The 20970-nt window shown below is 64.9% G+C and carries 23 protein-coding genes and 1 tRNA gene; 12 read left to right on the forward strand and 12 right to left on the reverse strand.

The window, feature by feature from the left end:
• The first annotated feature begins 205 nt into the window (after positions 1–205).
• Positions 206–282, forward strand: a tRNA-Arg gene (locus tag ACTEK7_RS03585).
• Between the two features lie 79 nt (positions 283–361).
• Here the strand turns inward: ACTEK7_RS03585 and ACTEK7_RS03590 are convergent.
• Positions 362–538: a hypothetical protein gene (locus tag ACTEK7_RS03590; protein WP_225136774.1), complete on the reverse strand. Its 177-nt coding sequence runs from the start codon at positions 536–538 to the stop codon at positions 362–364.
• 124 nt (positions 539–662) lie between these two features.
• Positions 663–1946 carry a PLP-dependent aminotransferase family protein gene (locus ACTEK7_RS03595; RefSeq protein WP_109143820.1) on the reverse strand — a complete coding sequence of 428 codons (1284 nt, stop codon included), beginning with the start codon at positions 1944–1946 and terminating at the stop codon, positions 663–665.
• A gap of 114 nt (positions 1947–2060) precedes the next feature.
• Here ACTEK7_RS03595 and ACTEK7_RS03600 point away from each other — a divergent pair, with 114 nt between their 5' ends.
• Positions 2061–2288: a DUF2171 domain-containing protein gene (locus ACTEK7_RS03600; protein ID WP_025036201.1), complete on the forward strand. Its 228-nt coding sequence runs from the start codon at positions 2061–2063 to the stop codon at positions 2286–2288.
• A gap of 282 nt (positions 2289–2570) precedes the next feature.
• Here ACTEK7_RS03600 and ACTEK7_RS03605 read toward each other — a convergent pair whose 3' ends face one another.
• Positions 2571–2762: a hypothetical protein gene (locus ACTEK7_RS03605; protein ID WP_225147925.1), complete on the reverse strand. Its 192-nt coding sequence runs from the start codon at positions 2760–2762 to the stop codon at positions 2571–2573.
• Positions 2763–2925: 163 nt separating this feature from the next.
• Here ACTEK7_RS03605 and ACTEK7_RS03610 point away from each other — a divergent pair, with 163 nt between their 5' ends.
• Positions 2926–3087 (forward strand): hypothetical protein, encoded by a 162-nt coding sequence (locus ACTEK7_RS03610; protein ID WP_035999590.1) that lies wholly within the window; start codon positions 2926–2928, stop codon positions 3085–3087.
• A gap of 283 nt (positions 3088–3370) precedes the next feature.
• Here the strand turns inward: ACTEK7_RS03610 and ACTEK7_RS03615 are convergent, their stop codons facing one another.
• The 3 genes from ACTEK7_RS03615 to ACTEK7_RS03625 form a co-directional block, all read right to left on the reverse strand.
• Positions 3371–4129 (reverse strand): hypothetical protein, encoded by a 759-nt coding sequence (locus ACTEK7_RS03615; RefSeq protein ID WP_225147924.1) that lies wholly within the window; start codon positions 4127–4129, stop codon positions 3371–3373.
• A gap of 172 nt (positions 4130–4301) precedes the next feature.
• Entirely contained in the window at positions 4302–4538 is a 237-nt protein-coding gene (locus tag ACTEK7_RS03620; protein WP_225147923.1) for a hypothetical protein, read from the reverse strand.
• Between the two features lie 76 nt (positions 4539–4614).
• Positions 4615–4851, reverse strand: coding sequence for a hypothetical protein (locus ACTEK7_RS03625; protein WP_035999592.1), 237 nt, complete (start codon positions 4849–4851; stop codon positions 4615–4617).
• Positions 4852–5115: 264 nt separating this feature from the next.
• Here ACTEK7_RS03625 and ACTEK7_RS03630 point away from each other — a divergent pair, with 264 nt between their 5' ends.
• A complete protein-coding gene (locus tag ACTEK7_RS03630) occupies positions 5116–5463 on the forward strand; it encodes a DUF6481 family protein (protein WP_036027966.1) in 348 nt (115 codons plus the stop codon).
• A 115-nt stretch (positions 5464–5578) separates the two neighbouring features.
• On the opposite strand, the gene ACTEK7_RS03635 is transcribed toward ACTEK7_RS03630, so the two are convergent.
• Positions 5579–5824, reverse strand: coding sequence for a pentapeptide MXKDX repeat protein (locus ACTEK7_RS03635; RefSeq protein WP_036027965.1), 246 nt, complete (start codon positions 5822–5824; stop codon positions 5579–5581).
• 327 nt (positions 5825–6151) lie between these two features.
• On the opposite strand from ACTEK7_RS03635, the gene ACTEK7_RS03640 reads away from it, so the two are divergent.
• From ACTEK7_RS03640 to ACTEK7_RS03650, 3 genes are read left to right on the forward strand one after another with little or no spacing between them, the layout of a single operon-like run.
• Entirely contained in the window at positions 6152–7174 is a 1023-nt protein-coding gene (locus ACTEK7_RS03640; protein WP_225125469.1) for a TRAP transporter substrate-binding protein, read from the forward strand.
• Entirely contained in the window at positions 7171–7725 is a 555-nt protein-coding gene (locus tag ACTEK7_RS03645) for a TRAP transporter small permease (RefSeq protein WP_225147922.1), read from the forward strand. The genes ACTEK7_RS03640 and ACTEK7_RS03645 overlap by 4 nt, the downstream gene beginning before the upstream one ends.
• A complete protein-coding gene (locus tag ACTEK7_RS03650; protein WP_035999621.1) occupies positions 7722–9080 on the forward strand; it encodes a TRAP transporter large permease in 1359 nt (452 codons plus the stop codon). The genes ACTEK7_RS03645 and ACTEK7_RS03650 overlap by 4 nt, the downstream gene beginning before the upstream one ends.
• A 103-nt stretch (positions 9081–9183) precedes the next feature.
• On the opposite strand, the gene ACTEK7_RS03655 is transcribed toward ACTEK7_RS03650, so the two are convergent.
• Entirely contained in the window at positions 9184–9867 is a 684-nt protein-coding gene (locus tag ACTEK7_RS03655; RefSeq protein WP_036027964.1) for a GntR family transcriptional regulator, read from the reverse strand.
• A gap of 227 nt (positions 9868–10094) precedes the next feature.
• On the opposite strand from ACTEK7_RS03655, the gene ACTEK7_RS03660 reads away from it, so the two are divergent.
• From ACTEK7_RS03660 to ACTEK7_RS03675, 4 genes are all read left to right on the forward strand, one after another.
• Positions 10095–10703 carry a TRAP transporter small permease gene (locus tag ACTEK7_RS03660; RefSeq protein ID WP_225147978.1) on the forward strand — a complete coding sequence of 203 codons (609 nt, stop codon included), beginning with the start codon at positions 10095–10097 and terminating at the stop codon, positions 10701–10703.
• Positions 10703–11968, forward strand: coding sequence for a TRAP transporter large permease (locus ACTEK7_RS03665; RefSeq protein ID WP_225140745.1), 1266 nt, complete (start codon positions 10703–10705; stop codon positions 11966–11968). The genes ACTEK7_RS03660 and ACTEK7_RS03665 overlap by 1 nt, the downstream gene beginning before the upstream one ends.
• An 18-nt stretch (positions 11969–11986) precedes the next feature.
• The gene (locus ACTEK7_RS03670; RefSeq protein WP_225147921.1) at positions 11987–12967 is read left to right on the forward strand and encodes a TRAP transporter substrate-binding protein; all 981 of its coding nucleotides are present in this window, start codon (positions 11987–11989) and stop codon (positions 12965–12967) included.
• Positions 12968–13040: 73 nt separating this feature from the next.
• Entirely contained in the window at positions 13041–13967 is a 927-nt protein-coding gene (locus ACTEK7_RS03675; protein WP_225147920.1) for a dihydrodipicolinate synthase family protein, read from the forward strand.
• Between the two features lie 109 nt (positions 13968–14076).
• Here ACTEK7_RS03675 and ACTEK7_RS03680 read toward each other — a convergent pair whose 3' ends face one another.
• From ACTEK7_RS03680 to ACTEK7_RS03695, 4 genes are read right to left on the reverse strand one after another with little or no spacing between them, the layout of a single operon-like run.
• Positions 14077–14988: a hydroxymethylglutaryl-CoA lyase gene (locus tag ACTEK7_RS03680; protein ID WP_225147919.1), complete on the reverse strand. Its 912-nt coding sequence runs from the start codon at positions 14986–14988 to the stop codon at positions 14077–14079.
• A 1-nt stretch (position 14989) separates the two neighbouring features.
• The gene (locus tag ACTEK7_RS03685) at positions 14990–16993 is read right to left on the reverse strand and encodes an acetyl/propionyl/methylcrotonyl-CoA carboxylase subunit alpha (protein ID WP_225147918.1); all 2004 of its coding nucleotides are present in this window, start codon (positions 16991–16993) and stop codon (positions 14990–14992) included.
• A gap of 4 nt (positions 16994–16997) precedes the next feature.
• The gene (locus ACTEK7_RS03690) at positions 16998–18602 is read right to left on the reverse strand and encodes a carboxyl transferase domain-containing protein (RefSeq protein ID WP_225147917.1); all 1605 of its coding nucleotides are present in this window, start codon (positions 18600–18602) and stop codon (positions 16998–17000) included.
• 24 nt (positions 18603–18626) lie between these two features.
• Complete coding sequence (locus ACTEK7_RS03695) at positions 18627–19799, reverse strand: isovaleryl-CoA dehydrogenase (protein WP_225147916.1); 1173 nt, start codon at positions 19797–19799, stop codon at positions 18627–18629.
• A 111-nt stretch (positions 19800–19910) separates the two neighbouring features.
• On the opposite strand from ACTEK7_RS03695, the gene ACTEK7_RS03700 reads away from it, so the two are divergent.
• Positions 19911–20939, forward strand: coding sequence for an AraC family transcriptional regulator (locus ACTEK7_RS03700; RefSeq protein WP_128261788.1), 1029 nt, complete (start codon positions 19911–19913; stop codon positions 20937–20939).
• Positions 20940–20970 lie beyond the last annotated feature (31 nt).

Here is a 20970-nt window from a genome sequence, read left to right on the forward strand (position 1 = left end):
TGTTCAGCGTTCCCGGCGATGTGATCCATCGTCCAGTCCGCTGCCGCTCAACCCGGCACCCTGACACCCCACCGTTCCGCTTTGTCGCCGCACTGAGGAAAACGGTTCGGTTCAGACTTGGCGAAACACCAGTTTTTTCATATTGGCATGCTACATGAACGGCCAGCCGCCCAATCCGGGCGGCTCAAGACGGCCGGTTCAAGACGGTCCCGTAGCTCAACTGGATAGAGTAGCGGATTTCTACTCCGCGGGTTGCAGGTTCGAGTCCTGCCGGGATCGCCAGCTCGTTGCCTCGCCGCCGCTGTTCACAAACGCGTGGGTAACCATATGCCGGCCTTTGAACGGCGCCGATCAGCCCTATCTAAGCGCCGGGTGAGACGCGCCCGATAGGTTTGGGAATGCAGCAATCCGAATTGACGAGAATGGCGATCGCATCTGCGGTCGCGGTCGTTGCGATCTCGTATTTGGCGGTCGACGCGGGCTTGGTGAGCACCAATGCGGTCACGAGGCCCATCAAGGTGGTCCAGGCCTCGATCATTGGCGCCGCAACGGGACAACGTCAGCCTGCATTTGCAGTTGAGGACTGGGCGCGCCGCGGTCACGACAAGCCGCGACTAGAATATTGCCTGGCGGTCGACTGATCGACGCGCCCGCCCTCCGGTCTATCCACAGCCTGCCCGCTGATGACCCCGCCACCACCGCGCAATGGCCGCGGTGAGATCGTCCCACACCTCCGTCGGCAGGTCCGGCACCGCCACCCGGACGCTGTACTGGTCCGTCGTCGCGTCGTGAAACCACTCGGTCGCGGCGAAATCGAAGCCGAAGCTGCCGGCGTGGCGGATGGGAAAGCCCGCGCGGCGCAATTCGCAGCTCATGTCCTCGGCAGCCTGCCGTGCGGCCGCCTCGTCGAGCGCGCGCCTTCCGCGAAGAGTCACGTAGAGGCCGTGAGCGAAGCGAAGCTGAGCCGAGAGCGCCGGGATCTCGGCGGCAAAGCATCGCGCCGAGCTGCGGCCGTTGCGCAAGATCGCCGCCACGCGCCGCTTCGTCAGCGCCCAATACGCCGCGCTGCCCGCGAAGGGCGGGAAGTGGGCCGGCAATGCCGCGCCGCCGAGCAGCCGCACTGCGTTGCGCGTTTCGAACGCGAGACGTGACCATTCAGCGTCCCCTGCCCGCGGTGGACGCTCATGCCCGCGCACGAAGACGGCCGAGCCGAGGCGGCCATATTCCGCTCCGAGCGAATCGAGCTTGTTGTGGCTTCGCACCAGCACCAGCGCAATTCCGTGTCGCCTGGCCCACCCCACCACTCGCCTGATGCGGCCCGACCTGCCGGCGAAGCACGTCGTATCGAAAATCAGGAGATCGAGGCCCGAGCCGTCACAGCGCAGCACCGCCTCGATGGCGCCGGCGACGGAGCAGGAATCCAGCAGCAGGATCCGCGGCGAGCTCACCCGTGCAAGCGCATCGCCGAGCGGCAGCGGCAAGGGTTCGATCCGCAAATGCGGCATGAAGCTTCGGATCAGCTCCAGCGTCTCGCCATAGCAGCCTGGCAGCACCAGGATATCCGCCTTCGCGACGATCCGCGCGGAGGCGAGCAGCACCGCGGAGATCGCCGCCATCCCCGAGGCAGTGTAGATCGCCGTGCTCGTGCAGCCGCCGTCGAGCTCGTAGAACGACGGACCGCGTACCGTGAGATCGGCCCGCTGGTAGTCGTAACTGAACTCGAACGGCCCGCTGGCGGGATCGGCCGTGTGCGACCAGGCGGTCTCGGTCGCCTTCCACTCGTGTAATTCATGCTCCGCCCTGAGCGCGGCAGTGATCTGGAATTTGGACCTGACGACGTCATCGACGGAACGCGGCGACGCCAAATCGAGCGGGTTTCTCAGGCCGTCGTTCAACAGCCTGAGTTCCCAGTGCTTGCGTTCCAGATAGGCCCGAACGGTCTCCATCGCGCTTCTTGACAGATCCAATCAGGCGTCAACGTCCGGAAATCCCAACGGGTCCAACGTGCCTGCTGCAACGAACCGGCGCCTTCGCAGTTGAAGCCATGCAAGGAGGACAGCATGGCTGACATCAGAGAGCACATGAAGATCATCGGCAAGGACGGCGCACATGTCGGCACCGTCGATCGTCTCGAGGGCAACCGCATCAAGCTGACGCGCAAGGACAGCCCGGAAGGTCACAAGGACCATCATCACTACATCGACACGAAATATGTCGGCGCCGTCGAAGGCGACGTGGTCAAGCTGTCGGTGAATGCCGACGCCGTCCCGAAGACCGAAGCTGCGTAAAACACTGAGCCCCTGCGGGGGCTTTTTGTTTGTTCACGGTCCGACTCCGCTTCGTTCGCGAGTACGAATCGCGACTGCAATTCGATTGCGCGGAGCATTCGTTAACGATGACTTTCTGCGGAAGGTCGCTGCAATGCGATCGGATTTCAGCGCTGCGGATTGACCGGGAACGAATGCGCGATCCGCGCGTTGAATGACCGAACTGAGTGGTGCCGACCCGCCAGCCCCGGTCGGCTTTGAAGGACCCCGTGCTTGTCCCCCGAGCACGGGGTTTTTCTCATCTCAGCGCTCTCGGGCCAAAGGCCTGCGCCCGGCTGGATGCGAGAGGCCGGCTTGCTCATCGTGCAGATCGCGGGCGAGCTCGTGCCATGCCAGGGCCAGCTGGATCAGCCGTTGCCTGTCGGCACCCTCGGCCTCCGCGGCGCGCTTCATAGCGGCCTCGGCCTCATGTTGCGGATCGTACTCGGTGTACATGCGCAGACTCTAGCCGGCCATCTGGACGAGTGCGTGGCAATTTCGTCCGTATGATTGCGGGGTAACGACCAGCCTTCCTGCACCGGTCTGTGAACCACGTCACAGCCTGTCCGCGACATCTCCGCTAAACTACGTGTCCAGGCTTCATGGGTGATGTCCGGTCATGACACGCAAAGCAGCAACCGAAGTCATCGTCCCGAGGCAGCGACATCGCGCGGACCTGCTCGGCATCGCCTATCTCGGCACCATCGGCGTCGTCATGGTGGCCTGGATCGCGGGCCTGGTCTGGGCCTCGATCGCATTCTTCGATTGGCTCGTGTCCTGACCGACCAAGGCATTGGCCTGCCAGCTGATCGCCGTTTTAGAGCAGGTAGGGCAACGCCTGCGAGAGTTTAATTCCGCCGCAAACGATCATGGCCCAGAGCGCCACGCTGATCTGGATGGCATCCAGCATGCACCACATCCCCCGCGAATCATCCCGTCATTTTTCTTTGAAATTGACTGAGGGGGCGACGAGCACCAGAGCCAATTCATAGCAACCGCCGGCGTGCAAAAGGATGAGGCGGGCCCGAAGCCCGCCTCCAATGGTCCGATCCTGCCTGCAAAACTCAATAGCAGGCGCGGGGATCGGCCTGCACATATTGGCCGTTCGGATAGCGGTAGTAGCAGGTGCCCTGCGCCCAGTAATAGCCGGGCTGGGACGCCGCGGTCGCGCCAGCAATCGCGCCCGTCGCGCCGCCAAGAACCGCGCCTGCGGCGGCCCCGGTTGCATTGCCCGAGATCAGTCCGCCCAGCAGGCCGCCGACGAGCGCGCCGCCGAGCGCGCTGGCGCCGGGATCGGCCGGCGGTGGCGGCGGAGGTGGCGGCGCATAGGCCACCGGAGGCCGGGCGTAGACCACCGGCACGTCGTCGATATAGTCCTCTGAAATGTAGGCGGGCGGGCCGGCCAAACGCTGCGGATAATAATACCAGACGCCGCCAACGTCCCACCACCAGCCGGATCGGCCATGGCGGACGTCGTGGCGCCAGCGTCCACCCTCCCAGGCAAGGTTGCCGCGATAGGTGTGCCCACCCCAATCACGTGTGGGAGCAGGACCGCGCGCGACGTGACGTCCGGGCGGCGGGCCCCCGGCGTTGTGACCCGCATGGGGCTGACCGCCGGGCTGCGCAGGCCTGGTCGCTTGCTGCGGCGGAGGGCCCTTGCGCATGGGCGGATTGGCCTGTGGCGGCGCGCCTGCTGCCGGCCCGGCCGGCGGTTGGACGACCTCTTGCCGGGACCTGGCCTCTTGCGCCTGCGCCGACAGCGCGAGCAGCGACGTGGCCGAAACCAAGGGAATGAAGATCTTCAGATGTTTGGACGCACTCATGCGTGCTCGCCCCCTGCTCTCATGGCCGTGAATCCCGGGCGCGATCGGCGAATCGCCGCGCGCCGGGCTGATGCCGGCCGAAATCACTGCCCTGCTTGATCGGCTAAGTCCCGTTACAAATGATTAAGATCAGGGCATTTTTTCGGCCCCATGGCCATGCTGTAGAGCGCGCCTAGCGAGCCGGCTCGATCACATTGCAATTGCTTCGCCCGGACATCAGACAATCCTGCATCTTGCTGGCTGCCGTCAGATCCCGGGCAAGCCACCAGCCGACGCCGAGGATCACGATCGCGATGATCAATCCTGCCAGCGCGCCGCGGCGGTCGCCGCCGGACGGAGGCTTGGGCTGACGGTTCGGTCGAGGATGGGGCTCCTCGCCCGGTTCGGATCTGGACTCTGGCTTCGACATGGCCGCCTGGTCACGCTGGCGCGCTGGCTTTACCACCTCTGCGGCGTCGCGTCACATCCGGATCGTCCGGCCCAATTCAGCCCCGGGTCTGCTGGATTGCATCCTTGCGCAAGGTTTCGACCGCCGGAATTGCCTCCTGAACGCGCGGTGCGCAGCTCGTGAGCACGAATGCGGTCTGGGTGCATTCCCAATCCGCTCCCAGCACGGCACTTTCGATGGGCTGCGGACGAGCCAGCAGCAGCGCGGCGCCGGCCACGCCTGCCAGGGCGACGGCAATCGCGAGCGCCTTCAGGCTTGGTCTTGAGATTGTCATGCCCGTGCTCCGTCTCGTACGGGGCGGACGCTAGGCGTCGCCCATGTGCTCCCTTATGAGGGACATCACAATTCGGCAGTTTTTTCGGGCTACGAGAGATCGTCGGGGGGCGATTTTTCGTTGACCTGATCGGCTGCGATTATGGGTGGCTTCGCGACGCGCGCCGATGTACACGCTTCTGCGTCGCGTGGCGCCTGCTATGCCCAGCCGACTTACCAACAGGCACCGATGTAGGATCGAAAGCGAGGAAGACAAGGCTCGTCGATGAGTGGATTCAGGGAACCCGGCTTTGCAGACCGGCAAAAGGCGGCGCAGGACGCCCGCAAAAATCTTTTGAACAAGTTCAAGTCGCAGCCGGGGCCCGATGATCCCGCGGTGGCGGCGAAGCGCGCCGAGCGTGAGGCCCTCGCGGCCAAGCGCGCCGAGGCAAAGGCCGCGCGCGAGGCCGAAAAGGCTGAGCAGAAGCGCCTCGAGGAAGAGGCCAAGGCAGCCGAAGCTGCGCGGATCGCGCGGGAAGCCGAGGAAGCCGCCGAGAAGCAGGCTGCGCTCGAGGCCGAGCAGAAGGCCAAGCGCGATGCGCGCTACGCCGCCCGCAAGGCTAAGCGCAAGTAAAACGCGCTGGTCACGTTCAATTGAACTTGAACTGAGCCATCATTCCGGCGGCCTCAAATGCCGCCGGAATTCGAGAGGACGCGGCCCGCCCAAGGGGCGTTGCGCGATGACGGGATCAGTTCTTCTTCATCATCCCGTCGTCCTTTTTCATGCCGTCCTTCGACATGTGATCCTTCTTCATCCCGTCGTCCTTGGACATGGTGTCCTTCTTCATCATGCCGTCCTTGGACATCGTGTCCTTTTTCATCATGCCATCATCCTTGCCCATCTTGTCCTGAGCAAAGGCGGCCGGCGCAAACGCGAGGCCTAGCGAGAGAGCGGCAGCCGAGACGCCGAGCACGATGCGGGTGCGAATGGTCATGGTTCATCTTCCTTCGTGATTTGTTTGTCAGCGACGGACGCCGCTATCCTGTCTCGACGGATAGCCGTGTGGCGTTGTTACGCTGACCATCGATAAATTTCTGCGGCCAGCCGCCCTCGTTGATTGGCGAGCCCGCATGGATCGGATGTGCTGCAGCGCAGCACAACCGGCACTTGCCGCGGCACTCTGTCTCGAACTATCAGATGAAAGACCATCGGATGGAGACCGGCTTGGATTGGCCCCGCGGTCGCGAAGAACCCAGTTCAAATCACCTCTGCCAAAAACACTCCGAGAAACGCCCAAAGAAACGCCCAAGGGGATTACATCATGTTCACGCGCCGCCATCTGCTCGCGACCGCCGTCGCGGCACCTGCCATTCTCCGCTTCGGCACCGGCACCGCGCAGGCCGCGACCACGCTGAAGATCTCGCATCAGTTCCCAGGCGGCACTATCGACAAGGGCGATTTCCGCGACCGGCTGTGCCGCATGTTCGCTGCCGAAGTGAGTAAGCGCAGCAATGGCGACATTGCCGCCGAGATCTATCCGAACTCCTCGCTGATCAAGACCAACGCGCAGTTCTCCGCCATGCGCAAGGGCGCGCTCGATATCAGCCTCTATCCGATGCCCTATGCCGGCGGCGAAGTGCCGGAGACCAATATCGGCCTGATGCCGGGCCTCGTGACCAACTACGACCAGGGTCTGCGCTGGAAGAAGGAGCCCGTCGGCAAGGCGCTGACCGACTTCCTGGCCGACAAGGGCATCATCCTGCTCACCTGGGTCTGGCAGGCCGGCGGCGTTGCCAGCCGTTCCAAGCCGATCGTCGCCCCGGAGGACGCCAAGGGCCTCAAGGTGCGCGGCGGCTCGCGCGAGATGGACATGGTGCTGCAGACCGCCGGCGCCTCGGTGTTGTCGGTCCCGTCGAACGAGATCTACGCGGCGATGCAGACCGGCGCCTGCGATGCCGGCATCACCTCCTCGACGAGCCTGATCTCGTTCCGCCTGGAAGAGGTCGCGAAGTCGCTGACCTCGGGCGCGGGCGCCTCCTATTGGTTCATGCTCGAGCCGCTGATGATGTCGAAGGCGATCTTCGACAAGCTGCCGAAGAACCATCAGGACATCCTGCTCGCGGTCGGCACCGAGCTCGAAGCCTTCGGCCGCAAGGGCGCGCAGGATGACGACGTCGAGGTCGCCAAGGTCTATGAGAAGGCCGGGGCCAAGGTCTCGGCGCTCGACGCCGCCACCGTCGGAAAATGGCGCGACATCGCCCGCGACACCGCGTGGAAGGACTACAGCGCCAAGACCGCGACCGCCGCAAACCTGCTCAAGCTCGCCATCGATGTCGCAGCATGAGCCACGGTCCGCTTCCGGATCGTGACGACCGGACGATCGTTGCCGCGGGGACCGGCCCTGCGGCGGCGATCGATCGCGGTCTCGCCGTCCTCAACAGCATCATCGTCGTGTTCGCCGCGATCGCACTTGTCGCGGCCTGTGCAATCCTGAGCTACAGCGTGCTCAGCCGCGCGCTGTACAAGGCCGCGAACTATTGGCAGGACGAAGCCGCCGTGTTCCTGCTGGTCGGCGCGACCTTCATGACGGCGGCCTATGTGCAGCAGAACCGCGGTCATATCGGCATCGAGGCCTTCGTCGACCTGCTCTCGCCATTCGCGAACCAGGTCCGGCTCTGGCTGGTCGATGCCGCCACGTTCCTGTTCTGCGCCTTCTTCACCTGGAAGTCGTGGACACTGGCGCACGAAGCCTATGTCGACGGCCAGGTCTCCAACTCGATGTGGTCGCCGCCGCTCGCCATCCCCTACTCGCTGATGGCGCTTGGGATGAGCCTGCTCTGCCTCCAGATCCTCGTGCAGCTTGCGCTGCCCTTCACCGGAGCCAAGCGGCCATGAGCGTTTTCGGCATCGGCCTCGCCTACGGCATTGTGACGCTGCTGGTGATGTTCTCGGGCATGCCCATTGCGTTCGCGCTCGGCGCGGTCGCGGTGGTGTTCATGGCCATCTTCATGCCCTCGGCCTCGCTCGATACGGTGACGCAGAACGTCTACGAGGAGATGGCCTCGATCACGCTGTTGTCGATCCCGCTCTTCATCCTGAAGGGCGCGGCGATCGGCAAGTCCCGCGCCGGCCAGGATCTCTATCTGGCGCTGCATGCCTGGCTGCACCGCGTGCCCGGCGGCCTCGGCGTTGCCAACGTGTTCGCCTGCGCGCTGTTCGCGGCGATGGCGGGGTCTTCGCCGGCAACTTGCTCGGCGATCGGCTCGGCCGGCATCCCCGAGATGCGCAAGCGCGGCTATTCCGGCGGCTTCGCCGCCGGCATCATCGCAGCGGGGGGCACGCTCGGCATCCTGCTGCCGCCCTCGATCACGATGATCCTGTTCGCGGTCGCCGCCGAAAAGTCGCTGGGACGGCTGTTCCTCGCCGGCATCGGGCCGGGCCTGCTGCTGGTCACGCTGTTCGGCATCTATGCCGTCGTTCGCTTCCGCCAGGAATATGCCGCCGCCGAGGTGGCTTACAAGAACGGCGGACCGGAGGCTCCGATCTTGCATCGTGACGAGTACACGCTCGCCGAACGCTTCAGCGTGCTGCCGCGCGTGATCCCCTTCGTGCTGCTGCTCACCGGCGTCATGGTCGCGCTCTATGGCGGCTATGCCACGCCGTCGGAGACCGCCGGCCTCGGCGGCCTCCTGGCGCTGGCGCTGATCGCTGCGATCTACAGCGTGTGGCGGCCGAGCGACCTCGCGCCGATCATGAAGTCGACGATCCGGGAATCGACCATGCTGATGATGATCATCGGCATGTCGCTGCTCTATTCCTACGTGATGAGCTATCTGCACATCTCGCAATCGGTCGCCGAATCCATCGTTGCGATGCACCTGCCGCGCTGGGAGCTGCTGTTCGCGATCCTCGTCATGGTCGTGGTGCTCGGCTTCTTCCTGCCGCCGGTCTCGATCATCCTGATGACGGCACCGATCATCCTGCCGCCGCTCCGCGCCGCCAATTTCGACATCATCTGGTTCGGCGTCGTCATGACCATCGTGATGGAGATGGGGCTGATCCACCCGCCGGTCGGCCTCAACATCTTCGTCATCCGCAACGTCGCGCCCGATATTCCCCTGCGCGAGGTGATCTGGGGTACGCTGCCCTTCGTGCTCTTGATGATGCTTGCAGTGCTGCTGCTGTGCCTGGTGCCGGGGATTTCGACCTGGCTGCCGGACCTCGTGATGGGGCCGGACGGGAGCAGGTAGAAGCGATCGCCGGCCTGTAGGGTGGATTAGCCGAAGGCGTAATCCACGTCTTCTGTCGCAGCGGAGACGAACAGCGGTGGGTTACGACTTCGGCTAACCCACCCTACGATTTCTCCTTCCGCCGCGACTTCGGCGCGTTCGCCACCACCTGCAGCAGGTCTTTGCGCACGGCCTCGATGTGCCGCTCCAGGAAGCGGCAGGCCTCCTCTACTTTCTGCGCACGACAGAGCGCGATCAGATGGGCGTGCTCCTTCTCGGCAATGCCCATCGACTTGGTGTTGGAGAGTTGTAGCCGCGTGTAGCGGTCGCTGGTCTGCAGCAGCGACAGCACGATCGCGCGCGTGCGCGGCTGCGGGGCGTGGACGTAGAGCGCCATGTGGAAGTCGGCATTGAGCTGGCCCCACTCACTGACGTTGCGCGCCTTGATCGCCTTCTCGAAGCTCCGGTGGATGTCGTCGAGCCCGTCGAAATCCTGCGCGGTGAAGCGCGGCGCCGACTGCGCCAGCAGTCGCGGCTCCAGGATACGGCGGAGGTCGAACACGTCGTTGATCTCGTCCAACGACAGCTCCGAGACGATGGCGCCCTTCTGCGGCACGATGCGCACCAAGCCTTCCGCCTCGAGCTGGAACAGCGCCTCGCGCACCGGGATGCGGCTGACGCCATAGGCTTCGCCCAGCGCGTCCTGGCGCAGCTGCGATCCGGCCGGATAGGAGCCGTCGAGGATTGCCTGGCGGAGCTGGTCGACGATCGCAGCCGACAGGGTGCGATGCTTCAGAGGCTGTTTCATCTGATCGTCCGTTGTCCTTCCCGACTCGTGCGGCCGACACGGTCCCTGTCTTGCATGTCGAGCTGCCCGGCAAAAGCCGGGGCGCCGCATAGTGCCCAGCAAACGCGCGCCCTGCCGCCGAAATGACCGCAAACTCCGTTTGACTCCCAAAATGTATAAATTATACATTTGGCAATCGCACGACAAATCTTCAGGGGGTTGGGGCCTCTTTCATGATCGAGCAGACCATGCCGGCCACGCGCGCACTCAGCCTCCGACGCATGATCGTCCGGATGTCGAGCGCCCTGCTCGCCTGCGAGCGGCTCGCGCTGATGGGCCTGATGTACCTGCTCACCGGGCTGATCCTGGTGAATGTCGTCACCCGCTACTCGCATTTCCCGATCTACTGGATCGATGAATCCGCCGTCTATTGCGTGGTCTGGCTGACCTTCATCGGGGCATCCGCGATGACGCGGCTGCGGCTCGATTTTGCCGTGTCCATGCTGACGGAGCGACTTTCCGCTCAGCACCAGAAATTTGCAAAAGTGATCTCGACCGGCCTCGTCGTGGTGTTCGGCGTCGCCCTGATCGTCACCTGCGTGCTCTGGATGGACCCGGTCGGCCTCGCCCGCGCCGGCTTCGACGGGCGTAAGCTCGCCGCCGAGACCTTCAACTTCCTCTACACCGAGCGCACGCAGACGCTGAATTGGCCGACCTGGGTGCTCTATCTGACGCTGCCGATCTTCGCGGTGTCGATGACCGTTCATGGTCTCGCCAACTTGCTTGAAGATCTCGAGCTGGTCCCGCGCACGCCGCCGAAGGGCTTCCAGCTCTCCGAGCTCGACGGGGTCAATTGATGATCACGTCAGCAGCCTTCATGGCCTTCATGCTGGTCGGCGTGCCGATCGGCCTCTGCCTCTGCCTCGCCGGCCTCGTCTACATCGCCGCCTCGGGCAACCCGGTGCTGTTCCAGTCCTATCCGCTGCAGCTGTTCGGCGGCGTCGACAGCTACGGCCTGATCGCAATCCCGCTCTTCATCCTAATCGGCGAGATCATGAATGGCGGCGGCATCACGCGGCGCATCGTCGACATGGCGATGGCCTTCGTCGGCTCGCTCAAGGGTGGGCTCGCCTACGTCAACATCCTCGCCAACATGTTCATCTCGTCCATCCTGGGATCGGCGACCGCGCAGGTCGCGATCATGGCGCAGATCATGGTCCCCGAGATGGAGAAGAAGGGCTACGACAAGACCTTCGCGGCCGGCCTGACCGCCTATGGCGGCATGCTCGGCCCGATCATCCCACCGTCGGTGATGTTCGTGGTCTACAGCGTGCTGGCGCAGGTCTCGGTCAGCGACATGCTGATCGCCGGCATCGTCCCGGGCGTCATCCTCACCGTGATGTTCTGCCTCGTCATCGCGCTGATGGGCTACATCTACAACTATCCGCGCGCGGACTACCAGACGCCGCGCCAGCGCGTCATGACCATCCTGCGGACCTCGCCGACGCTGCTGATCCCGATCGTCATCGTCGGCACCATCCTCGGGGGCCTCGCCAATGCGACGGAATCCGCGGCCGTCGGCGCGGTGGCTGCGGCCGTGGTCGGAAAGTTCTGGACCAAGGAATTCAAGTTCTCGCAGCTGCCGCAGATGATGCTGCGCAGCGCGATCTATTCGGCGATCGTGCTGTTTCTGGTCGCAGCCGCCGCGGTGTTCTCCTGGGTGCTGATCTTCGGCAAGGTGCCACAGGAGACCGCAGCCTGGATCCAGACCGTCGCCAAGGATCCGGTCAGCTTCATGCTGATCTGCAACGTCATCCTGCTGCTGATCGGCACTGTGATCGACGGCATTCCCGGCCTGATCATGACGGTGCCGATCCTGCTGCCGGTCGCAACCGAGATCTATCACATCGACCCCCGGCAATTCGGCGTCGTCGTGGTGATCAACCTCGTGCTCGGCCTTTTGTCGCCGCCGGTCGGGCTTTGCTTCTTCGTCGCGGCCGCCGTCACCGGCGCCAAGCCCGGCAGGATGTTCATGGTGACGCTGCCCTTCTTCGTCATCGCCTGCATCCTCCTGGTGCTGCTCTCGCTGTACCCATCGCTCTCGCTGATCCTCGTCAAATAGGCCCAAAGGAGTCCCACGATGCCGCTTTCACGCCGCCACTTTCTCGCCGCCAGTGCCGCCGCGGTGTTCGCCCCGTCGCTGGCGCTCGCCCAGGCCAAGGAATTCCGTCTCGGCCTGATCACGCCGAACGGCCATTCCTGGAACAAGGCCGCGCTCAAATTCGGTGACGAGCTCAAGGCCGCCACCAACGGCCGCCTGACCTTGACCGTCTTCCACGCCGGCCAGCTCGGCAACGAGACCGCGATGATGCAGCAATTGCAGTCCGGCGCGCTCGACATGGGCTTCATCCAGGCCGCCGAGCTCGGCTCGCGCGTGCCGCACATCGCCGCGATCAACGCGCCTTACATTGTGCGCTCGACGCCGGCGGTGGCCAAGTTCGTGCGGCATCCGGCGGCGGTGAAGCTGTTCGAGGTGCTGCCGCAGGAGACCGGCACGATCGGGCTCGGCTGGGGCATCACTGGCATGCGCGCGGTGTTCTCCTCCAAGGACCTGAATTCGCTCGCCGACATCAAGGGCATGAAGCTGCGCATCAACCCGACGCCGGTCTATCGCGACTTCTATTCCTCGCTCGGCGCGGCGCCGACGCCGATCCCGACGCCGCAAGTGTTCGACGCGATGGCCAACGGCCAAGTCGATGGCCTCGAGGCCGATCTCGAATTCTCCTGGAACCAGCGTTTCGACAAGGTGTCGAAGGTGATCCTGCAGATGAACGCCGTCTTCATGCCGATGGCGGCCGTCGTCTCCGGCCGCGTCTGGCAATCGCTGCCCGCCGCCGATCGCGAGCTGGTCACGAAAACGATCAAGACGACGCTGGACGCGCAGATCGACGAGCTCGCCGGCAACGAGCCCACGCTGATCGAGAATTTCAAGAAAGCACCGATCCCGATCCGCCAGGTCGACGCCAAGGACACCGAGGCCGTGATTGCCGAGTTCGACAAGATCTGGCTGCCCAAGGCCCCCGTCCTCGCCGAGCTGCGCAAGGTCGGCGCGACGCTCTGATCCCGTTCCCCATCCCTTTCACAAAAGCCGGCGGCTCCAGCCCCCCGCCGGCACATACCCCTGGAGTTAAACCATGAGCCGCCGCGTTGCCTGGGAAGGCGTCTTCCCGGCCGTCACCACCCAATTCCACGACGATCTCTCGCTCGACATCGACGCGACCGCCAAGGTCATGGACGGATTGATCCGCGACGGCGTCTCCGGCCTGATCGTCTGCGGCTCGGTCGGCGAGAACACCTCGCTCGAGCGCAAGGAGAAGGTCGCGATCATGGAAGCGGCGAAGTCGGTCGCGAAGGGCCGCGTGCCCGTGCTGTGCGGCATCGCCGAATTCACCACCGCGTTTGCGGTGGAGACCGCGAAGGAAGCCGCACGCGTCGGCATCGACGGCGTCATGGTGATGCCGGCGCTGGTCTATTCCTCCAAGCCGCACGAGACCGCCGCGCATTTCCGCGCCGTCGCCTCCGCGACTGACCTTCCCGTGATGCTCTACAACAACCCGCCGATCTACAAGAACGACGTTACGCCAGACATCCTCGCCTCGCTCGCCGATGTCGAGACCGTGGTCTGCTTCAAGGATTCCTCCGGCGATACGCGGCGGTTCGTCGACACCCGCAACATGGTCGGCGACCGCTTTGTGCTGTTCGCAGGTCTCGACGACGTCATCGTCGAGAGCGTCGCCATGGGCGCCGTCGGCTGGGTCTCCGGCATGTCAAACGCTTTCCCGCGCGAGGGCGAGACGCTGTTTCGCCTGGCCAAGGCCGGGCGCTTTGCCGAGGCGATGCCGCTCTACGAATGGTTCATGCCGCTCCTGCATCTCGATGCCCGCCCGGACCTCGTCCAGTGCATCAAGCTGTGCGAACACATCATGGGCCGCGGCACCGCCCTGACCCGCCCGCCCCGCCTGGCACTGCTGCCGCAGGAAAAGGCCGAGGTCGAGGCCCTGATGGCCAAGGCGCTGAAGAACCGGCCGCGTTTACCGGATGTCGGTCTGAAGGCGGCTTGAGTCCTGCGCTCGTTCCACCGTCATTGCGAGCGAAGCGAAGCAATCCAGGATATTTCTGCAGCGGCAGCCTGGATTGCTTCGTCGCTTCGCTCCTCGCAATGACGGAGAACTAGGAAACCGCCCGCTTCTTCCTCGCGTTCAGCGCCGACGCCACGCGGCTCACGGGCGGCTTGCCCAGCACGCCGCTCATCGCGTTCGTCGCCGCCAGCAGCTTCTCCATATCGATACCCGTCCTGACGCCCATGCCCTCCAGCATGTAAACGACGTCCTCGGTCGCAACATTGCCGGTCGCGCCCGGCGCATAGGGGCAGCCGCCGAGCCCGCCGGCGGCGGCGTCGATGACCCGGACGCCCTCCTCCAGTCCGGCATAGAGGTTGGCGAGCGCCTGGCCGTAAGTGTCATGGAAATGCATCGCGAGCCTGGCTGCGGGAATGTTGGCGGCCACCGCGCGCAGCATCTCCTTGGCCTTGGCTGGCGTGCCGACACCGATGGTGTCGCCGAGCGAGATCTCGTAACAACCGAGCTCGAACAGCGTGCGCGCAAGATCCGCCACCGCCTTCGGCTTGATCTCGCCATCGAACGGACAGCCCAGCACACAGGAGATATAGCCGCGCACCTTGACGCCATCCTCCCTGGCGCGCGCCAGCACCGGCTTGAAGCGCTCGATGGACTCCGCAATCGTGCAGTTGATGTTCGCCCGGGAAAACCCCTCGGAGGCCGCCGCGAACACGGAGACCACTTTCGCGCCCGCGGCACGCGCGGCGTCATAGCCTTTCTCGTTCGGCACCAGCACGTGGAATTCGGCGCCCTTCACATGCGCGACGCCGCGCAGCACGGCATCCGAGCTTGCCATCTGCGGGATAGCCTTGGGCGAGACGAAGGCGCCGACCTCCACGGTATCCAGCCCGGCCGCCACGAGCGCCTCGATGAAGGCGATGCGCGCCTCGACGCTGACGGACGTCTTCTCGTTCTGAAGGCCGTCGCGCGGCCCCATTTCGATGATGCGGACCGGATCGCTCATCTCATTCCCCTGCAGGTTCGACCATAGCGAGCTCGACGCCCTCCTGCACGATGTCGCCGACCTTGCACTTGATGGATTTCAGCACGCCGGCATAGGGCGCGCGCAGCGTCTGCTCCATCTTCATCACTTCCAGCGTGAGGATCGGCGCGCCCTTCTCCAGCTTGGTCCCCTCCTCTGCCAGCACGGCAACCACCGTGCCGGGCAAGGGCGCTGCGATCTTGTCCTCGCCGACATGCTCCTCGCTCTCGCCGCCGAACGGATCGACCCAATGCAGGTCGAAGCGGCCGTTGCGCGTGCGCAGGTACAGCTCATGGCCATCGATGACCGCTGCCACTGACGATTTGACGCCGTCGAGCGTCAGGTCGAAGCCGCCATCCTTCGCAGCGATCGTGAACGCCAGCTCGCGCTCGCCGATCACCAGCGTCGACGGTCCGCTGCCGTAGTTCAGCGTGATCTTCTGCTCCGGACCATGGCCGACACGGAAGGCAAAGCTGCGCTGGCGGCGACCGACCGGCTGCCAGCCGAAGGTCTGCCAGGGCGAACTCGCCTCCGCATGCGCGGTCTGCCGCTCCTCGTTGACGATGGCGGCGGCCGCGGCGCAGAGCTCGAGCTCTCCGGGCGCCGGCGCCGCGGCGGTCAGCACCGCCAGCTCGCGCTCGATGAAGCCGGTGTCGATCGCATTCGCCCGCACCTTCGGATGCGTCATCAGCGCCGACAGGAACGGGATGTTGGTGACGATGCCGCGGACGTCGGACTCCTCCAGCCCGCGGTTCAGCCGCTCGATCGCGACGTCCCGCGTCGGCGCCCACGCGATCACCTTGGCGAGCATGGCGTCATAATACGGCGAGACCGTATCGCCCTCGCGATAGCCAGCGTCGATACGCAGGCCGCCCGTCTCGGCCGGCAGTCGCCAGGTCGAGATCCTGCCGACCGACGGCATGAAGTTCTTGGTCGGGTTCTCGGCGTAGACGCGCGCCTCGACGGCATGGCCGTTGAGCCTGATCTCATCCTGCTTGAGCGGCAGCGCCTCGCCGAAGGCAACGCGCAGCTGCCACTCGACCAGGTCGATGCCGGTGATCAGCTCGGTGACGGGATGCTCGACCTGCAGGCGCGTATTCATCTCGATGAAGAACACGTCCTTGCCGTCGGAGACGAACTCGATGGTGCCGGCACCGACATAGTTCACCGCGCCCGCCGCTTTTCGCGCGGCGGCGCAGACGGTTTCGCGCTGCGCAGCATTGAGCGTCGGTGATGGCGCCTCCTCGATCACCTTCTGATGCCGGCGCTGGAGCGTGCATTCGCGCTCGAACAGCGAGAGCAGATTGCCATGGCTGTCGCCGATGATCTGCACCTCGATATGCCGGGGATTATCGACATACTTTTCAATCAACATGCGGTCGTCGCCGAAGGCGGCCTTGGCCTCGCGCTTGGCGCTGACGATCGCCGGCGCCAACTCATCGGCGGACCGCACGATGCGCATGCCGCGCCCGCCGCCACCGGCGGAGGCCTTCACCAGCACGGGAAAGCCGATCTTGTCCGCCGCCTTGGCGAGCGTCGCCTCGTCCTGGGCCTCGCCGTGATAGCCTGATACCAGCGGCACGCCGGCCTTCTCCATCAGCTCTTTCGAGCCGGATTTCGAGCCCATTGCCGTCATCATCCCGGCGGTCGGCCCGACGAAGACGAGGCCGGCGTCATAACAAGCCTGCGCGAACTCGGCATTCTCGGAGAGGAAGCCGTAGCCGGGATGCACGGCCTCCGCTCCGGTCTTGCGCGCGGCCTCGATCAAGCGCTCGATATTGAGATAGCTGTCGCGGGCGCGGGCGGGCCCGAGCAATACGGCCTCATCGGCGAGCGCGACATGCATCGCCTCGCGATCGGCCTCGGAATAGATCGCGACCGTGCGCAGGCCCATCGCACGGGCGGTGCGGATAACGCGGCAGGCGATCTCGCCGCGGTTGGCGATCAGGAGCGTGCGGAAACGCCGGTAGAGTTTTGAGCGGTCCATCACATCACATCCTGAACAGGCCGAATTTCGTCGGCTCGAGCGGCGCATTCGATGCCGCCGAGAGGCCAAGGCCGAGCACGAGACGCGTGTCGGCCGGATCGATCACGCCGTCGTCCCACAGACGCGCGGTCGCGTAGTACGGGTGGCCCTGGCTCTCATACTGCGCGCGAATGGGCTCGCGGAACTTGTCTTCCTCTTCCCTGGACCAGCTGTCGCCCTTGGCCTCGATATTATCGCGTCGGACCTGGCTCAGCACCATCGAGGCCTGCTCGCCGCCCATCACCGAGATGCGCGCGTTCGGCCACATCCAGAGGAAGCGCGGCGCGTAGGCACGGCCGCACATGCCATAATTGCCGGCGCCGTAGGAGCCGCCGATCACGACGGTGAACTTCGGCACCGAGGCGGTCGCGACCGCCGTCACCAACTTGGCGCCGTCGCGCGCGATACCGCCGGCCTCGTATTTCTTGCCGACCATGAAGCCCGTGATGTTCTGTAGGAACACCAGCGGAATGCCGCGCTGGCAGCACAGCTCGATGAAATGCGCGCCCTTCAGCGAGCTCTCGCTGAACAGGATGCCGTTGTTGGCGATGATGCCGACCGGATAGCCCCAGATATGGGCGAAGCCGCACACCAGCGTCGTGCCGTAGAGCTTCTTGAACTCGTCGAACTCGGAACCATCCACCACGCGGGCGATGATGTCGCGCACGTCGAACGGCTTGCGGCCGTCGACCGGCACCACGCCGTAGATTTCCTCCGCCGCGAACAGCGGATCGCGCGGCTTATGCATGTTCAGGTTCGGCCGCACGGAAGGCTTGAGGGTGCCGACGATACGCCGGGCGATGCCGATCGCATGCGCATCGTTCTGGGCGTAGTGATCGGTCACGCCGGACTGCCGCGAATGCACGTCGGCGCCGCCGAGCTCCTCCGCACTGACGACCTCGCCGGTCGCGGCCTTCACCAGTGGCGGGCCGCCGAGGAAGATGGTGCCCTGGTTGCGCACGATGATGCTCTCGTCCGACATCGCCGGCACATAGGCACCGCCGGCGGTGCAGGAGCCCATCACGACCGCGATCTGCGGAATGCCCTGCGACGACATCTGCGCCTGATTGTAGAAGATGCGGCCGAAGTGCCGCTCGTCCGGAAAGATCTCGTCCTGCAGCGGCAGGAAGGCGCCGCCGGAATCCACCATGTAGACGCAGGGCAGATTGTTCTGCCGCGCAATGTCCTGCGCGCGCAGATGCTTCTTCACCGTCATCGGGTAGTAGGTGCCGCCCTTGATGGTGGCATCGTTGGCGACGATCACGCATTCGCGGCCCGAGATGCGCCCAACGCCGGTGACGACGCTGGCCGAATGCACGTCACCACCATAGAGGCCATAGGCCGCGAGCGGCGACAGCTCCAGGAACGAGGTCCCGGGATCGACCAGGAGGTCGACGCGCTCGCGTGCCAGCATCTTGCCGCGCGCGGTGTGGCGCTTGCGCGAAGCCTCGCCGCCGCCGCCGGCGACCTCGCTGAGTTTCTCACGCAAGTCCGCGACGAGGCCGCGCATGGCCTCGGAATTGCGTGCAAAATCTGATGACGACGGATCGATGCTGGAATGAAGCGGCATGGTGTTTCCAATGGGGTGAAGGACTTAAGCCGTCTCGGCCATCAGCTCGCGGCCGATCAGCATGCGGCGCACCTCCGAGGTGCCCGCGCCGATCTCGTAGAGCTTTGCATCGCGCCACAGGCGCCCGACCGGGAATTCGGAGGTATAGCCGACCCCGCCCAGCGCCTGGATTGCTTCGCCCGCCATCCACGTTGCCTTCTCCGCGGAATAGAGGATCGCAGCAGCCGCGTCCTTGCGTAAGCTGCGCGCGTGGTCGGCGCGGTCGCAGGCGCGGCCCACCGCATAGACATAGGCGCGCGTGGCCTGCCAGGTCGCATACATGTCGGCGAGCTTGCCCTGCATCAGCTGGAAGTCGCCGATCGGCTGGCCGAACTGCTTGCGTTCATGCATGTAGGGCACCACCGCATCCATGCAGGCCGCCATGATGCCGAGCGGGCCGCCCGAGAGCACCGCGCGCTCGTAATCGAGGCCGGACATCAGCACTTTGACGCCCTCGCCCACCTTGCCCATCACATTCTCCTCCGGCACCTCACAATCGTCGAAGAACAGCGGATAGGTGTTGGACCCGCGCATGCCGAGCTTGTCCAGATGCTGGCCGTGTGTGAAGCCCTTAAAACCCTTCTCGACCAGGAACGCGGTCATGCCGCGCGGCCCGGCCTCCGGATCGGTCTTGGCATAGACCACCAGCACGTCGGCATCGCCGCCGTTTGTGATCCACATCTTGGAGCCGTTGAGCACGTAGCGGTCGCCGCGCTTGTCGGCGCGCAGCTTCATCGAGACCACGTCGGAGCCGGCGCCCGGCTCGGACATCGCGAGCGCACCGACATATTCGCCTGAGATCAGCTTCGGCAGATAACGCTGCCGCTGCGCGTCATTGCCGTTGCGGCGGATCTGGTTGACGCAAAGATTGGAATGGGCGCCGTAGGACAGGGCCACAGCCGCCGAACCGCGCGAGATTTCCTCCATGGCGACGATATGGGCGAGATAGCCCATATTGGAGCCGCCATATTGCTCCGGCGCGGTCATGCCGAGCAGGCCGAGGTCGCCGAAGCGCTTCCAGAGGTCTGCGGGGAAAAGATTAGCCTTTTCGATCTCGGCGGCACGCGGGGTGATCTCCGCCTCCACGAACGAACGAACGGTGTCGCGCAGCAGGCTGATGTCTTCGCCCAGATCGAAATCGATGCTCGGGATGTTCAAGGCGAGTCCTCCGTATTTTGGGCTCCGAAACTAGCCCGGTCCCGGCCCTCTTGCAGTCGAAAAGGTTGCATTTTCCGCCAAACTTGGCGAGGATTTCCGAAAGGAATTCCGATGCCTTTTCAAGCCGCCACCGCGATTCCGCGCCGCGCCGTCACGCCCGCCGCCTTCGTCCGCGGCGTGGTGGCCGCGTACGAGCATTACGGCCGCGATCCCGCCGAAGCCTTGAGCCGGGGTCAGGTCGCGCCGGAGCTTGTGAATTCTCCTGATGGGCGTGTGACCGCGGCCCAGTTCGAAGCGCTGGCGGGCCATGCCATGCGCGAGCTCGATGACGAGGCGCTTGGCTGGTTCTCGCGCCGGCTGCCATGGGGCACCTATGGCATGCTGTGCCGGGCCTCGATCACCGCACCGACGCTGGAGGTCGCGCTCAAGCGCTGGTGCCGGCATCACCGCTTGGTCACAGAGGATGTGCTGCTCGATCTCGAGGTTGGCGAAGAGACCGCCGTCGTGTCGATCCGTCAGCTCCGTGACCTCGGACCCTTCCGCGAGTTCTGCCTCGTCACGCTGTTCCGCTACGTGCTCGGCTTCTCATGCTGGGCTGTCGACTCCCAGATCGCGCTCCGCGCGGCTGAGTTTCCTTACTCAGAGCCCGGCCACGTCTCGGTCTATCCGACCATCTTTTGCCGGAGCGTCCGCTTCGACGCGGACCGCGCGGCCATCGTCTTCGACAAGCACTATCTGTCGCTACCGCTGACGCGCAGCGCGGCCGATCTCGACAACATGCTCAAGGGCGCGCTCCGGCTCACCGTGCTGCCGTACCGGCGCGACCGCCTGCTGGTCGAGCGCGTCCGCCGCGTGCTGCGCGAAGCGCGCGGACGGGTCCTCGGCGCCGAGGACGTCGCGCGCGAGCTCGCGCTATCAACCCGCACGATGCATCGCCGCCTGCGCGAGGAGTCCACCTCGCTGCGCGATCTCAAGGAGGAGGCGAAATTCGAGCTGGCCAAACAGGAGCTGATGCGCGGCCGCACGCCGATCAAGCGCATCGCCGAGATCGCCGGCTTCCGCAACGAGAAGAGCTTTTCGCGGGCCTTTCGGACCTGGACCGGCACCTCCCCGCGCGAGTTTCGGGGGCGGTATCGCTGAGGCGCTTTTCTGAGATTCAGACTTGATCGTG

Source organism: Bradyrhizobium sp. JHI2711 (assembly GCF_056156565.1).